This window comes from Brevundimonas sp., assembly GCF_044239655.1.
Lineage (GTDB): Bacteria > Pseudomonadota > Alphaproteobacteria > Caulobacterales > Caulobacteraceae > Brevundimonas.
Window position 1 is genome coordinate 1 of record NZ_JBIIAY010000078.1, and the last position, 14,552, is coordinate 14,552.

The following is a 14,552-nucleotide window of genomic DNA, read 5'->3' on the forward strand; positions in this document are numbered from 1 at the left end:
CATCGCCTGCGACATCCATCCGCTTCAGAACCTGCGGGTGCTGAAGGCCCTGGCAGGGCTGGGCCAGACGCCGGATCAGACGCAGGACTGGGCGCGGACAGTCATTTCCAACGGCTTCGACGCGCTGGAGCGACTGGTCGAGGACCGGCCGGGGCCATTCGCGTTCGGGGACAGTCCCACCCTGGCCGATGTCTGCCTGATCCCTCAGATGGGCAATGCGCGACGGTTCGGGGTCGAGTTGCGCTGGCCGCGTCTGGAGGCGATCGACGCCGCCTGTGCGGCCCTGCCGGCCTTCGCCGCGGCCCGCCCGGACGTCCAGCCGGACGCGGAATAGACGCCGGGACCGGGGCCCCGGCGCGTCTCCGGATCAGGCGGCCTGGTCGAACTTTTCGATATCGATGACGAAGCGGTAGCGGACGTCGGATTTCTCGAGCCGGGCATAGGCCTCGTTGATCTGGTCCGGCGCGATGACCTCGATGTCCGAGGCGATGCCGTGCTCGGCACAGAAGTCGAGCATCTCCTGCGTTTCGCGGATGCCGCCGATCAGGGAGCCGGCGACGCTGCGGCGACGCCACAGCAGGGGCATGGCGAAGACGGGCATGGCCTCTGTCGTCAGGCCCAGCATGACCATGGTGCCGTCATGGGCCAGCAGTTGAAGGTGACCTGCGATCTCATGGGTCGCGGAGACGGTGTTGATGATGAGGTCGAATTTCTCGGCCGCCGCCTTCATCGCAGCCTTGTCGGAGTTGATCAGGAAATGTTTGGCGCCCATCCGTTCCGCGTCGGCCTTCTTGCGGTCCGAGGTCGACAGGACGGTGACTTCGGCCCCCATCGCAGCCGCCTGCTTGACCGCCATATGGCCCAGTCCGCCCAGTCCGACGACGGCGACCTTCGACCCCGGCTTGATGTTCCAGTGCTTCAGCGGCGAATAGGTGGTGATGCCGGCGCACAGCAGGGGCGCGGCGACGTCCAGCGCGATCGAGTCGGGGATGTTCAGCACGAAGGCCTGATCGACGACGATCTTGTCCGAATAGCCGCCCTGGGTGATCGGCTGGCCGGATTCGGCGCTGTGCTTGTCCGGGTTGCCATAGGTGCCGGTGAAGCCGGGGATGCAGTACTGCTCCTCGCCCTCGACGCAGGAGGCGCAGGTGCGGCAGCTGTCGACCATGCAGCCGACCCCGACCCGGTCGCCGACCTTGAACTTCGTCACATTGGCCCCGACGGCGGTGACCAGGCCCGCGATCTCGTGGCCCGGCACGATCGGGTAGACGGTGTTGCCCAGGTCGTTCTTCACGATGTGCAGGTCGGAGTGACAGATGCCGGCGAACTTGATGTCGATGGCCACATCGTCCGGGCCCGGATCGCGACGGTCGAAGGCGAAGGGGGTGAGGGGCGCGGTCGAGGTCGTCGCGGCAAAGGCGCGGGTGGCGATGGGCATGGGAAAGGCTCCGGGATGGCAGCGCCTCAGATGTAGGCGACAGATGCGAACCGCAACGGTTCAGGCCAGCTTTTTGATCAGCGCCTGGGCCGCCGCCGGGTTCCGGACCTTGGCCCCCGAGATGAAATAGGCGAAGACCGGTCCGCGCTCGGCCCAGCCCCGAGTCTGGGCCGCCACGGCGTCCAGTTCGTCCGAGGTCATGCCGGTCGGCTCGTCCTCGCGGCTCGACATCAGCCGGGCATAGGTAAAGTCGGCGGTGTCGGCATCGATCCGGGGCCACTCGGGAGCCTCGTCATCGACGGCATAGACGATGGCCGCGCCGTATTTGCGGGCCAGGTCGCGGAACTGTTCGGTGTCGAAGCTGGGATTGCGGACCTCGAGCGCATGCCGCAACTGCACGCCGTCCTTCTCGGGCGGCAACAGTTTGAGAAAGCCTTCGAAATCCACGGGGTCGAACTTCTTGGTCCCCATGAACTGCCAGTTGATCGGCCCCAGCTTGTCGCCCAGCAGGGTCAGGCCCTGATCGAGAAATTTGGCGAAGCTCTCGCCGCCTTCGGACAGGATTTTGCGGTTGGTGCAGAAGCGGCTGGCCTTGACCGAGAATTTGAAACTCTCGGGCGTCTCGTCGCGCCACTTCATCCAGCTGTCGGGCTTGAAGGTCGAATAGTAGGTGCCGTTGATCTCGATCGAGGTCAGGGCCCGCGAGGCGAACTCGAGTTCGCGCTTTTGCGTCAGCCCGTCGGGATAGAAGACCCCGCGCCACGGCTCGAAGGTCCAGCCGCCGATGCCGATGTGGATAGGGTGGGTCATTGGTTCATGTCTCCTGACAAGCCTTGCCAGTCTTCCAGGGCATGACGAATCCGAACGATCAATACGATCTCGTCTGCCAGCAAATCATAGACGATGACGTGCCGAAGATGTCCGTGGACGCGGGCGGGAGGGTTCAGCGAGTCTCGGACCCGGGCCATCTCGGGAAAATCAGCTAGCAGATCGAGAGTGTCGAGAAGACCGTCGATGTAGCGGTCGGCCTGTCGTTGCCCGAATGCTTCCACGCCGTGCCGATAGATCGTCGACAAGTCCTGCCTGGCTGCCAGACTGATCCGAAGGATTCCCACCTCAGGCGTGTTGGCGAAGTTCGGCGCGGATGTCGTCGATGATCTGTCGCGGAGAATGGTCGGACACGCCGCTCGCACGGCCTTCATCGACCAGTCGCTGCATATTGGCGATCTTCTCGGCGCGAACCTGCTCCCTGCGGATCAGGTCGCGGACATAGTCGCTGGAGTTCGAGTAGCGACCGTCGGCCGACTGGGCCTCGACCCAGGCCTTCATCTGATCGGGGAGGGAGATGTTCATCGTGGCCATGGGGTGATGCTCTGCCGGATGGCAAGGTTTGTCAAACTCTGCGCTTGATGACGCGCCTTGATCCGGACGGTAGGATGGTGACATGCCCGCCGCCGACTCCGCATCCGTCCTGACGACCGCCCCCGAGGCCAAGGCCCCGCCCAGTGCGTTCGGCAAGGGCTACGTGCTGGACGCCTGGTATTTCGTGGCCCTGTCGCGCGATGTGACGCCGGGCTCGCTGAAGCGGCATGAGCTGATGGGCGAGCCGGTGCTGATCGGCCGGACCCGGGCGGGGGGCGTCTATGGGATGCGCGACATCTGTCCCCATCGGGCCGCGCCCCTTTCGGCCGGGCAGCTGGTCGAGCATCCGGGCGAGGGCGAGACGGTCGAGTGTTGCTATCACGGGTGGCGGTTCCGACCGGACGGCGTCTGCGCGGCCATTCCGTCGCTGGTCGAGGATCAGGCCTATGAGGCGGGGCGCATCCGGGTGCGGTCCTATCTGGTGGTCGAGAGCCAGGGGATGGTGTTCGTCTGGATGCGCTCGGACCCGCGTTCGGACGCCGCGCCGGATCACGCGCCGCCCGTCTTTCCCGGGGTCGTTGGGGGCGAGGCGAAACTGGTCGAGTGGATGGATTTCGACAGCCATATCGACCACGCCGTCGTCGGCCTGATGGACCCCGCCCATGGTCCCTATGTGCATCAGCAGTGGTGGTGGCGGTCGACGCGGTCGATGCACGAGAAGGCCAAGGCCTTCGAGCCGCGCCCCGAGGGTTTTGCGATGGTGCGACACGCGCCGTCGTCGAACAGCAGGGCCTATCGAATCCTGGGCGGGGCGCCGGCGACGGAGATCACCTTCCGCCTGCCCGGCTATCGCTGGGAGCATATCCAGGTGGGGGAGAAACAGGTCCTCGCCCTGACCTGCCTGACGCCCGTGACGGAGACGAAGACGCGGATCACCCAGATCTTCTGGTCCGACCACTGGGTCTTCGGCGTCGCCAAGCCCTTCCTGCGGATGGGGGTGCGGGCCTTCCTGAAACAGGACGGCGGGATGGTGAACCTGCAGAACGAGGGCCTGCGCTACGACCCGGCCCTGATCTGGATCGATGACGCCGACCGACAGGCGAAATGGTACCAGCAGCTCAAGCGCGAATGGATCCGAAGCCGCGCCGAGGGACGGGCGTTCCAGAATCCGGTCGAACCGGCGGTACTAAGGTGGAAGAGCTGACCGGTCTGTGCCGCGCACGAAAAAGGGGCTGCCGGTCGGCAGCCCCTTTGATGTCAGGGCCGGGGCCTACTTCCGGGTCAGCGCACCGGCCAGGATGACCGCGACCTGTTTGGCGACGTGGTCGGTCAGCTGGGCAGCGCTCCAGCCGTCGTAAGCGGCGCGGCGGTAGTTGGACAGATACGCGTCCCAGACCAGTTCGGTCAGCAGCGGCACATCGGCGTCCTGGCTCAGCTCGCCCTTCGACACGCCGTCGCGCAGGATGTCGGTGATCACGACCAGCAGCTGTTTGGTCACAGCGCGGGCGCGGGTCTCGGCGGCCAGGGGCTGGAACCAGGAACGGGCGACGATGGCCTGGAACAGGGGCAGTTGATCCAGTGAGCCGTGATAGCCGGCGGCCAAAGCGGCGTTCAGGCGGGCCTGGGCCGAACCTTCACCGGCACCGGTCTTCACCGTGTCGGCCAGACGGGTCATGTCCTCGGTCAGGACGGCCTCGAACAGTTCGGCCTTGTCCTGGAAATTGGCGAAGACGGCGCCGGTCGACATGCCGGCACCCTTGGCGATGTCGCGGATGGTGGCGGGCTCATAACCGCGCTCTGCGAACAGGTTGCGGGCGGCGTCGAGAACCTTCTGGCGCGTCCGGACCTTGGCGGCCTGGCGGCGGTTGAGGCGCGGCGCGGCCTCGGCGTCGTCGGCGTGAAGGGCAGTCGCGAGGGATTGGGACATGAGGGGGGGACTCTGACTCTGGACCGGCTGACAGCGACCGGTGGAAGAACGAACGTGAGACGATTTCGAGGTCGCCGTCTCGGCGAAGAACAGGGCAGGAGCCGACCCGAATTGTCCGGCTGCTGCTGGGGGGAGGTGGGGTTCATCACGAAACGATGACGAAAATGGGGTCCATTCATGAATGAGCGGTTGATGTGACACAGGGTCACCGACCCCTGTGACGTCAGCGTCGGTTACAGGGGTTTGCAACGCGGCACGCCGTCCATTCCGTCGCGCCGCCAGGCCTGAATCAGCTGCCCGGGGTCGATCCGCGCAGGGCCCGGGTCGGACGGTTCCGGCGATCGGCGGGCGTCGCGGCCTGGAACACCGCGCGAAACTGGTCGCGCTTTTCATGGATGGAGGCCAGCACCAGCCCCATGGGCACCCCGATGTCGACCAGGGTGTTTTCAGCCAGTTGCAGACTGGCCTCGGTCGTCTCCGGAACCGCGTCGGTAACCCCCAGGCCATACAGACGGGCGGCGTGGCGGTCGTCGCGGGCGCGCGCGATCAGGGTCATTTCCGAGCGCAGGGCGCGGGCGGCGATGACGACCTCGTCCACCTTTCCGGGGGCGTCCATGGTGACGACGAGGGCGCGGGCGGTGCCGATCCCGCACAGTTCCAGCATCTCCGCGCGGCCTGCGTCGCCGTAGTAGATGTCGACCCCCGCCTTGCGCGCCGCGGTGACGGCGGCGGGATCGGTGTCGAGTGCGATGAAGGGGACATTGTGCTCGGCCAGCATGTCGCCGACCAGCCGCCCGACCCGGCCATAGCCCACGATCATCACCGCGCCGTCGCGAACCACCGGAGGTGGGGTGTCCTCCGCAAGTCCGGTCGAGGTCTCCGGCCGGCGGGACAGTCGCTGGCCGAGGGCGGCCATCAGCGGCACGGTGAACATGCTGATGGTCGCCGACAGCATGACGCCCTGGGTGAAGGCGGGCGGGGCGACGCCCTCGGCCATGCCGGTGGCCAGGATGACGAAGGCGAACTCCCCTGCCGGGCCCAGGACCAGGGCGGTCTCGATGGCGGTGCGGGCACCGATGCCCCACAGCCGGGCCAGACCGAAGATCAGCCCCGCCTTGACCGCGGTGATCAGGGCGGCGAGACCGAAGATGAAGAGCGGATCGGCGGCCACCGCCCGGACATCCAGGCCGATGCCGACCCCGACGAAGAAGACGCCCAGCAACAGGCCCTTGAACGGTTCGATATTGATCTCGACCTCGCGGCGGTACTCGGTCTCGGCGATCATGACCCCGGCGATCAGCGCGCCGATGCTCATGGACAGGCCCGCCGCCTGGGCCGCGACGCCGGCACCGACCACGATCAACAGGCACAGGGCGACGAACAGTTCCTGACCCGAGTTGGTGCGCTTGCGGCTGCGCGCCACTGACCGGAACAGGGGCCTGAGCACCAGTCGGCCGATGACGACCACAAGGGCCAGGCCGATGGCCGCCGGGGCCAGAGCAAACAGGGTGCGGCCGATCAACTGGGGTTCCAGCAGACCGCCGGGCGCGGCGGCCGCGACCAGCAGGGAGACGGTGATCAGGATCGGCGCCACGGCCAGATCCTGGGCCAGCAGGACGGCGAATGTGGATCGGCCCACCGCCCCCTTCAGTCGCCCTCGCTCGGCCATCACGGGCATGACGACCGCCGTCGAGGACAGGGCCAGGCCCATGCCCAGCACGGCCGCCCCTGCCAGCGACTGGCCCAGCAGGGCGAAACCGGCCCCGAGCACCACCGAACAGATCACGACCTGCATCAGCCCCAGGCCGAAGACGAGGCGACGCATGGACTTCAGCCGTTCCCACGACAGCTCCAGCCCGATCATGAACAGCAGAAAGGCCACGCCAAGTTCGCTCAGCTGGGCGATCTGGGTCGGGTCGGAGATCGTAAACCAGGACAGCCAGGGCGCGTTTTCGGCCAGACTGCCCAGACCGTGCGGGCCCAGCAGGACGCCGGCGGCGAGGAACCCGAGCACGGGGCTGATCTTCAACCGGCTGAACAGGGGCACCACGACGCCCGCCGCCGCCAGGAAGACGACCAGATCCTTGTACTCGCCGCCGCCGCCGTGCCCGATCGCCATTCGCTCTCCCGTCAGGTCGCCCGACGCGCGAGATTGCGCCCGTGGGGGCGAACGGTGGCGAGATGGGGTTCGGGGCCACTATAGCCGCACCGGCGTGGCCAAGGGAATGCGCAGCGCGGCGAATGGGCGCGATCGGTCTTCACCGGCATATTCGGCATTGAACGTTGGTCCGGCCGCAGAACCGTCGCCGAAGATTCATGAATCTTTTTTAAGGCGACGGGCCGGTCCTGAGGCGTAGGTTCCCCGCCGAACGGCGTCCACGCCGAGGTCTGACCCCCTTTTCTCGCGTTCCAGGATTTCCCCCAATGAAGACATTGCTTCTCGGTGCCGCGATCGGCGCATTGCTGCTGCCCGCGGCCCTTCCCGCCATGGCGCAGGACTTCTCCGCTCAATCCGACGACCACGAATGCGTCGACGAGGCCTGCACGATCGTCTCGCTGTTCCAGACCTCGGCCCCCGCCTCGGGCTACCAGGGCACCACGGCACCGAAATACGGCACCTGGGGCTTCGACCTGGCCGGTCGCGACACCTCGGTGAACCCGGGCGACAGCTTCATGGAGTACGCCAACGGCGCGGCGCTGCAGTCGCTGCAGATCCCGTCGGACCGCACGTCCTATGGTTCGTTTGCCCTGCTGCGCGAACTGTCGGACAACCGGATGAAGGAACTGGTCACGGGCCTGGCCGCGCGCACCGACCTGACGCCGGGTTCGGACGAGGCCAAGATCGCCGACGCCTATCGCTCGTACGCCAACGAGGCCCGGGTCGAGCAACTGGATGCCCAGCCGCTGCAGCCCTATCTGACCGCCATCCGTGCCGCCGACAGCCATGAGAAGATGGCCGCCTATATGGGCAACACCATCGGCAAGCTGGGCTCGTCCTTCTTCCGCACCGGCATCACGATCGACGCCAAGGCCCCGAACCGCTACGTCGTCGCCGCGGGCCAGGGCGGCATCGGCCTGCCCAACCGCGACTACTATCTGTCACCGCTCTATGCCGACAAGAAGGTCAAGTATCAGGCCTATGTCGAGCGCATGCTGACCATGATCGGCTGGGACAAGCCCGCCGAGAACGCCGCCGCCATCGTGGCGCTCGAGACCCGGATCGCCGAGGCCCACTGGACCCCGATCGAGAACCGCAACCGCGACAAGACCTACAACGAATACACCATCGCCCAGCTGGTCTCCGAGGCCCCGGGCTTTGACTGGCAGGCCTATTTCGACGCCGCGCAACTGGGGGACACGCCCCGCCTGATCGTGGCCCAGAACACTGCGGTGCCCAAGATCGCGGCCATCTATGCCGAGACGCCGGTCGCGCTGTTGCAGGCCTGGCAGGCGTTCCAGACGGCCGACGGCGCGGCGCCCCTGCTGTCAAAGCGGTTCTCGGACGCCCAGTGGGAGTTCCGTTCGCGCGACCTGTCGGGTCAGCCCGAGCAGCGCAGCCGTGAAAAGCGCTCGATCTCGTTCGCGGAGGGGATGCTGGGCGAGGCGGCGGGTCGTCTGTACGTCGCCGAATATTTCCCGGCCGAGTCCAAGGCCAAGATGGAGACCCTGGTCGCCAACCTGCGCACCGCCCTGTCGCACCGCATCGAGGGCCTGACCTGGATGGGCACGGAGACCAAGGCGGCGGCCCAGGAGAAGCTGCGCAAGTTCACGGTCAAGATCGGCTATCCCGACAAGTGGCGAGATTATTCGGCGCTTCAGGTTCGCGCCGATGACCTGTTCGGGAATGCCCAGCGCGCCGGTCAATTCCAGTGGGATTACCAGCGCAACCGCCTGAACGATCCGGTCAACAAGCAGGAGTGGGGCATGACGCCCCAGACCGTGAACGCCTATTACAACAGCGCGAACAACGAGATCGTCTTCCCAGCCGCGATCCTGCAGCCGCCGTTCTTCGATCCGGACGCGGACCCGGCCGTCAATTACGGCGGCATCGGCGGCGTCATCGGCCACGAGATCGGCCACGGCTTCGACGACCAGGGCTCCAAGTCCGACGGCGACGGCGTGCTGCGCAACTGGTGGACCGACGCCGACAAGACGAACTTCCAGTCACTGACCACGCGTCTGGGCGCCCAGTACGACACCTATGAGCCCCTGCCGGGCTACAAGGTCCAGGGTGGGCTGACGATGGGCGAGAACATCGGCGACGCCTCGGGCGTGGCGGTGGGTCTTGAGGCCTATCACCTGTCGCTGAACGGCCAGCCGGCCCCCGTGCTGGACGGCACGACCGGCGACCAGCGCTTCTTCTACGGCTGGGCCCAGGTCTGGCAGTCCAAGATGCGCGACGAAGCCGCGAAACAGCAGGTCGCCACGGACCCGCATTCGCCGGCCATGTTCCGCGTCATCGGCCCTGTGCGGAACCACGACGCCTGGTACGAGGCGTTCAACGTCCAGCCGGGCACGAAATACTACCTGCCGCCGGAAGAACGCGTTCGCATCTGGTAGGTCAGAGAGCGGGGGAGGGTGCAAACCTCCCCCATTCCCCGATCACGTCGGGGTCGGTCTCGGTGTCGCGCCGTTCGTTCCTCAGCAGGGCGAAACGGCCGGGCTCGACCAGCCGCCCGACGGCCCAGACAGCGGCCCCCCGCACCAGCGGCGAGGGGTCATCGAGCAAGTAAACGGCGGCCTGGATCAGGTCGCCGTTTTCGCTGTTGGCGATGGCGTACAGTACGTTGCGGATGAAGCGGTCGCGGCCGATCCGCTTGATCGGGCTCTTCGAGAACAGGGCGCGGAAGGCGGTGTCGTCGAGCGCGGCGAGGTCCGACAGGCGGGGGCTGACCAGGCTGTCGCGCGCCATCAGCCGGGCCTCGCTGGAGGCCGAGGCGAACTTGTTCCAGGGGCAGACGGCCAGACAGTCGTCACAGCCGTAGATGCGCGTTCCCGTCGCCGTGCGGAATTCCACCGGCCAGGGCCCGGCGAACTCGATGGTCAGATAGGACAGGCAGCGCCGCGCATCGAGCTGGAACGGGGCCGGAAAGGCCTTGGTGGGGCAGGCATCGAGGCAGGCGTTGCAGGATCCGCAGTGTTCGCCCTCGGCCGCGTCCGGCTCGATCTCGGCGGCCGACAGGATGACGCCGAGGAACAGCCAGTTGCCGTGCTCGCGGCTGAGCAGATTGGTGTGCTTGCCCTGCCAGCCGAGGCCGGCCCGCTGGGCCAGGGGCTTTTCCATCAGGGGGGCGGTGTCGACGAAGACCTTCACTTCGGCCCCGGTGCGGGCGGCGACCTGGCCGGCCAGCTGTTTCAGCCGGCCCTTGATCAGTTCGTGATAGTCGTCGCCGCGCGCATAGACCGAAACATAGCCTGCCGAGGCATCGGCCATCTCGGGCAGGGGGTCGTGGTCGGGGCCGTAGTTGACGCCCAGCACAATGGCGGTGCGCGCATCGGTCCACATCGCCGTGGGGTGGGCGCGGCGCTCGAGCGTCGTCTCCATCCAGCCCATGTCGCCGTGCCGACCGGCCTCGACGAAATGGGCCAGTCGCTCGCCGGCGCTCCAGGGCTCCGCGGCCGAGGCGAAGCGGCAGGCGGAAAAGCCGAGATCCTGCGCAGCTGCGCGGATGACATCGCGAAGGTCGGCGGCCATTCAGGCGATGTGCGTCGCCAGCGCCATCCTGTCCAGTGGCCGCTACAGCGGTCGGCCGATCCGCGCCCGCCAGGCCGGGTAGTCGCGGGCGATCAGGTTGGCGGGGGCACCGTCGAAATAGTTGTAGCCGGCGCGGCGCTCGCGCTCGATTTCGGCCAGGGAAGCCTTGGCGATCGACTCCCGGCCCATGAAGATCGGGCGGTTGGTCTCAAGATCGTAGAACCGCGCCCACAGGGTCTGGCCGGGGGCGGGGATGACGCGACGGTCGGGGTTGCCCTCAGCGTCGGTGAAGCGTTCGACGGCGATGTCGGGGATGCCGTTGGCCTTGAACCAGGCGACCGCGCCCTCGACGGCGGCAATGATCTCGGGCGAGGGGTCGGGCCGCGACATCAGGAAACGGGTGATGCCGACGCTCTCATAGCCCGACAGGGACGGCGGCTCGAACCGGCGAGCCCAGGCGGGGGCCAGGGTCACTTCGTCATGCTGGGCGCACCAGACCGTCAGCCTGCCGTTCTGGACGACCTGGGTCTTCAGGATCACGTCCACCCCCCGTGCGACGGCGTCGGCCGCGCGGGCCTTTCGCGTCGCATCGACGAAGCCGTAGGGGGCTTTGCCCGCCGCGATCTCGTCGACCAGCGTCAGCAGCCGGACCTGGGCGTCGTCGTTGTAGGTGATGTGGGTGTAGTAGCCCTGGCGCAGAGGGAAGAACTGGGGCCAGCCGCCGTTGGCGTACTGGGCGGCCAGGACGTAATCCAGTCCCTTGTCGAAGGCCGCGCGTCGGGCCGGGGTCTCGCCTCCGGCCGCGATGACCCTGGCCAGGAAGGTCAGCGGCAGGGTGGTGCCGTTGTTGTCGAAGGTGTTGGCCAGGTTGGGATCCAGCGGCCCGGTCGGGGCGACCATCAGGTCGGTGTTCTTGGGCCAGCCTCCCTCGGCCGACTGATACAGGATGACGGTATCGGCGATCCGGCGTGCGTCGGCCGAGGCGTACCAGGATGCATCCTGCTTGACGATGCCCGTGCCCCAGGTGACCGGCGGGGTCTCGGCGCGGACGGGGGCGGTGGCGCAGGCCCCGAGCGACAGGGCGACGGCGGCGGCGATCCAGGCGGTGCGGATGGACATGAAGGCTCCCGGGTGGTCCGCTCTGGAGGCGGTTTCGCAACCTATATGACACCGGTAGACATCTGCAAAGCCGTCCCGCCCTCTGGCGCGGTGCGAGCGGCCCCGCTAGCCTTCGTTCACAGTCCACGGAGCGTCTCGATGTCCCTGTCTCTCTCGCGTCGTCAGGCCCTGTCGTCGGTCGCCGGTCTCGGTGCGGTCGCCGCGCCCCGGCTGGCGTGGAGCCAGTCTGCACCTGCGGACGGTGAGGCCCTCGCCGGAGCGGTGGATGCCTTCGTCCGACAGGCCATGGAGGCCTTCCCGGATCAGCCGGCCCTGTCGATCGCCCTGGTCAAGGACGGCCAGACCCTTCTGGCCAAAGGGTATGGCGTGCGCCGGATGGACGCACCGGGTCGGGTCGATGAGCACACATTGTTCGCCATCGCGTCGAACACCAAGAACGTCACCGCCGCCGCCCTGGCCATCCTGGTCGACGAGGGGAAGGTAAAGTGGGACGAGCCGGTGCGGACCTATCTGCCGGGCTTTACCCTGTCCGATCCGGTGATCGGCGAGCGGATCACCGTGCGCGATACGCTGAGCCACCGCGCAGGCTTCGGACTCGGTGCCGGTGACCTGCTGTTCTGGCCCAACTCGGACCGGACCCGCGAGGAGGTGCTGCGCCAGGCGGCCTTCGTGCCGATCGAGGACGGGTTCCGGGCAAACTACCACTACTGCAACCTGATGTTCGTGGTCGCCGGGGCGGTGATCGAAAAGGTCTCCGGCATGACGTGGGAGGACTTCGTCCAGACCCGCATCCTCGACCGTGTCGGCATGACCGAGACCGTGCCGATGACCACGATGGCCGATCCGGCGAAGTCGGCCTTGCCGCACGCGCGGGTCGGGCCGCCGCTGCGGACCCATGGGCCGATGGTGCAGATCGCGGACTCGATCGCCGAGGTCTGGAACTGGGATTCGGCGGCGGCGGCGGGCGGCTTCTGCACCAATCCGGTCGACTGGGCCAAATGGATCAAGGTGCGCCTGGCCATGGGGGCCCTGCCCGATGGATCGCGGCTGTTCTCGGAGGCGACGGCGCGCGAGATGTGGCGGCCCAACATCATCGTCGGCTCCTCGCCTGGACCGACGGCCGAACTGCCCGGCCGCGCCATCGCCTCGACCTATGCCATGGGGTTCCAGGTCCAGGACTATCGCGGCGAGCGGTTGATCAGCCACGGCGGCGGGTCGCCGGGCGGGATCTCGGCGACCGTGCTGCTGCCGGGCCGGAACGTCGGGTTCTCGATCTTTTCCAATGCGGAGGAGAGCTTCCTGCTGCGAGCGCTGCGCAGCGGTATTGCCGACATCGTGATGGGCAAGGCGGGCTTTGACTGGATCGCGGACTCCCAGAAGCTGGCGGCGGATGCCACGGCCAGGGCCGTTGCCGCAGCCGCCGGGATCGATGCGAAGCAACAGGCGGGCGCGCCGCCGTCGCAGCCCCTGGCGGCCTATGCCGGGACCTGGCGCGATCCCTGGTACGGCGACATCGTCATCGAGACGCGGGGTCAGGGGCTATGGCTGTCGTTCAGCCGGACCCCGGCGCTCAAGGGCCCGCTGGAGCCGTATGAGGGCGAGACGATGCGGACGCGGTTCCCGGACAAGCGCGAGGAGGATTTGCTCATCACCTTCGCCGCAGATGGGCGCAGCGCGACGATGAAGGCGCTCAGCCCCGACGCCGATTTCTCATACGACTACCAAGATTTGAGGTTGACCAAGGTCTAGTCGCGCGAAAGCCGCCGCGTCCGGGACGCGGCGGCTTCAGCTGGCCGAACAGGCCTAGTTCAGGTTGACGTCCGAGACGCCGCCGGCGTCGGGGATGGTCTTGGTCAGGTTGGCCTTGAGCACCTGGTAGGCAAAGCCCACTGCACCCTTGTCGGAGACCCAGACGCGGCCGTCTTCGCCGTCGAAACGGATCAGGGTCAGGTGGGCGTCGTCCTTGCCGTCGGGGTACCAGGCGGCGACGACCGGGTTCCAGTATTTCTTGATCCGCTCACGGTCGTTGTCGATCGAGAGCTCGCCGTGGATGCAGGCCTGAACCTTCTGGTCCCTGGCCTGATAGGTGAACATGCCCGACTGGCCGCCGCCGCCGACCCCTCCGGCCGCCACGTCGCGGGCGAAGTCGGTGTCGTCGCGGGTGAAGAACCAGATGGTGCCGGTCTCGGGCTCGGCATAGCCGGTCATCGGCTGGCTGTGATAGCCGGGCTGGTCGAGGCCCAGCATCCCGGTGTTGGATTCCTTCAGGCTCTTCCAGAATTCCTTTTCCGCCTCGGCGGGGGTCAGGTCGTCGGCCATGTCATGCTCCTGTGCGTGGGGTCGGCAAGGAGAACCGGCTGGAAACGCTGAGGTTCCCGATCAGGCCGGCGGGCCGAACCCGGCCAGTGCCCCCAGATGGATCACCAGCAGAAAGGCGACGGCGCCCGACAGCAGCATCAGGAACCGCCAGGGTGCCATCCGGGGTCCGCGCACCACGTCGGGCGGCTGGGCCCCGCGCCAGCCGGCGAAGACCATCAGCCCCAAGGTGGCGGCGAGCAGGATCAGGGTAGGGATCAGGGGCACGGCGCGCATGTGGCGGCGCATCCTGCGGGCCGCAAGCCGAAATCCTTGCCGGGTCGTTAATCTTTACGGCCCATTAACCATGCCGGCCCGAGAAACGGCCCAGGCGCGGGGCTGTCCACAGGAAGATACCCAGACCTCTATATCTTGGGGTTAACCATGCGTTTACACCCCGGATATCGACGATTAGCGTGCCGCGTATGGGTCGAGGAGCGAATCAGTGAGCGCAGCTGCGCCGTGGAGCGTAAAGGGCATCGACCCCAAGGCGCGTGAAGTCGCCAAGGACCTCGCCCGTCGCTCCGGCATGACGCTGGGCGAGTGGCTCAACACCATGATCATGGACGACGGCGAGGACGAGGAATCCTACACGCCGTTGCCCCGTCGCCCGCACGCCGCCGAGGCCATCGATCGGCGCGGGCGCTCGCGTCGAC

Annotated in this window: 15 protein-coding genes; 5 read left to right on the forward strand and 10 right to left on the reverse strand. The window is 67.3% G+C overall.

The features are described 5' to 3' along the window. Positions 1–334, forward strand: a 334-nt coding sequence (locus ACILQR_RS11065) for a glutathione S-transferase C-terminal domain-containing protein (RefSeq protein ID WP_395651474.1), incomplete at its 5' end; no start/stop codon positions are given. Positions 335–367: 33 nt separating this feature from the next. On the opposite strand, the gene ACILQR_RS11070 is transcribed toward ACILQR_RS11065, so the two are convergent. The 4 genes from ACILQR_RS11070 to ACILQR_RS11085 are packed head-to-tail and all read right to left on the reverse strand — an operon-like array spanning position 368 to position 2,800. Continuing rightward, positions 368–1,438, reverse strand: coding sequence for an NAD(P)-dependent alcohol dehydrogenase (locus tag ACILQR_RS11070; protein WP_395651475.1), 1,071 nt, complete (start codon positions 1,436–1,438; stop codon positions 368–370). A 60-nt stretch (positions 1,439–1,498) separates the two neighbouring features. Continuing rightward, entirely contained in the window at positions 1,499–2,248 is a 750-nt protein-coding gene (locus ACILQR_RS11075) for a DUF72 domain-containing protein (protein WP_395651476.1), read from the reverse strand. Further along, the gene (locus ACILQR_RS11080; protein WP_395651477.1) at positions 2,245–2,640 is read right to left on the reverse strand and encodes a type II toxin-antitoxin system RelE/ParE family toxin; all 396 of its coding nucleotides are present in this window, start codon (positions 2,638–2,640) and stop codon (positions 2,245–2,247) included. The genes ACILQR_RS11075 and ACILQR_RS11080 overlap by 4 nt, the downstream gene beginning before the upstream one ends. Continuing rightward, on the reverse strand, positions 2,555–2,800 hold the full coding sequence (locus ACILQR_RS11085) for a type II toxin-antitoxin system ParD family antitoxin (protein ID WP_395651478.1): 246 nt from the start codon (positions 2,798–2,800) through the stop codon (positions 2,555–2,557). The genes ACILQR_RS11080 and ACILQR_RS11085 overlap by 86 nt, the downstream gene beginning before the upstream one ends. 82 nt (positions 2,801–2,882) lie before the next feature. On the opposite strand from ACILQR_RS11085, the gene ACILQR_RS11090 reads away from it, so the two are divergent. Continuing rightward, positions 2,883–4,004, forward strand: a complete 1,122-nt coding sequence (locus ACILQR_RS11090; protein ID WP_395651479.1) for a Rieske 2Fe-2S domain-containing protein — start codon at positions 2,883–2,885, stop codon at positions 4,002–4,004. Between the two features lie 66 nt (positions 4,005–4,070). Here ACILQR_RS11090 and ACILQR_RS11095 read toward each other — a convergent pair whose 3' ends face one another. Together ACILQR_RS11095 and ACILQR_RS11100 are read right to left on the reverse strand one after the other, a co-directional pair. Next, entirely contained in the window at positions 4,071–4,727 is a 657-nt protein-coding gene (locus ACILQR_RS11095; protein ID WP_395651480.1) for a TetR/AcrR family transcriptional regulator, read from the reverse strand. A 289-nt stretch (positions 4,728–5,016) separates the two neighbouring features. Next, on the reverse strand, positions 5,017–6,846 hold the full coding sequence (locus tag ACILQR_RS11100) for a cation:proton antiporter (protein ID WP_395651481.1): 1,830 nt from the start codon (positions 6,844–6,846) through the stop codon (positions 5,017–5,019). Between the two features lie 305 nt (positions 6,847–7,151). On the opposite strand from ACILQR_RS11100, the gene ACILQR_RS11105 reads away from it, so the two are divergent. Beyond that, on the forward strand, positions 7,152–9,287 hold the full coding sequence (locus ACILQR_RS11105) for a M13 family metallopeptidase (RefSeq protein ID WP_395651482.1): 2,136 nt from the start codon (positions 7,152–7,154) through the stop codon (positions 9,285–9,287). 1 nt (position 9,288) lies between these two features. Here ACILQR_RS11105 and queG read toward each other — a convergent pair whose 3' ends face one another. Together queG and pelA are read right to left on the reverse strand one after the other, a co-directional pair. Continuing rightward, a complete protein-coding gene (queG, locus tag ACILQR_RS11110; RefSeq protein ID WP_395651483.1) occupies positions 9,289–10,422 on the reverse strand; it encodes a tRNA epoxyqueuosine(34) reductase QueG in 1,134 nt (377 codons plus the stop codon). A gap of 42 nt (positions 10,423–10,464) precedes the next feature. Further along, positions 10,465–11,541: a pectate lyase gene (gene pelA, locus ACILQR_RS11115; protein WP_395651484.1), complete on the reverse strand. Its 1,077-nt coding sequence runs from the start codon at positions 11,539–11,541 to the stop codon at positions 10,465–10,467. Between the two features lie 138 nt (positions 11,542–11,679). Between pelA and ACILQR_RS11120 the strand changes: the two genes are divergently transcribed. Continuing rightward, complete coding sequence (locus tag ACILQR_RS11120) at positions 11,680–13,290, forward strand: serine hydrolase (RefSeq protein WP_395651485.1); 1,611 nt, start codon at positions 11,680–11,682, stop codon at positions 13,288–13,290. 54 nt (positions 13,291–13,344) lie between these two features. On the opposite strand, the gene ACILQR_RS11125 is transcribed toward ACILQR_RS11120, so the two are convergent. Both ACILQR_RS11125 and ACILQR_RS11130 read right to left on the reverse strand, forming a co-directional pair. After that, positions 13,345–13,860, reverse strand: a complete 516-nt coding sequence (locus ACILQR_RS11125) for a pyridoxamine 5'-phosphate oxidase family protein (RefSeq protein WP_395651486.1) — start codon at positions 13,858–13,860, stop codon at positions 13,345–13,347. Between the two features lie 60 nt (positions 13,861–13,920). Beyond that, positions 13,921–14,133 (reverse strand): hypothetical protein, encoded by a 213-nt coding sequence (locus ACILQR_RS11130; RefSeq protein ID WP_395651487.1) that lies wholly within the window; start codon positions 14,131–14,133, stop codon positions 13,921–13,923. 208 nt (positions 14,134–14,341) lie between these two features. On the opposite strand from ACILQR_RS11130, the gene ACILQR_RS11135 reads away from it, so the two are divergent. Continuing rightward, the coding region (locus ACILQR_RS11135; RefSeq protein ID WP_395651488.1) for a hypothetical protein at positions 14,342–14,552 on the forward strand (211 nt) is incomplete at its 3' end.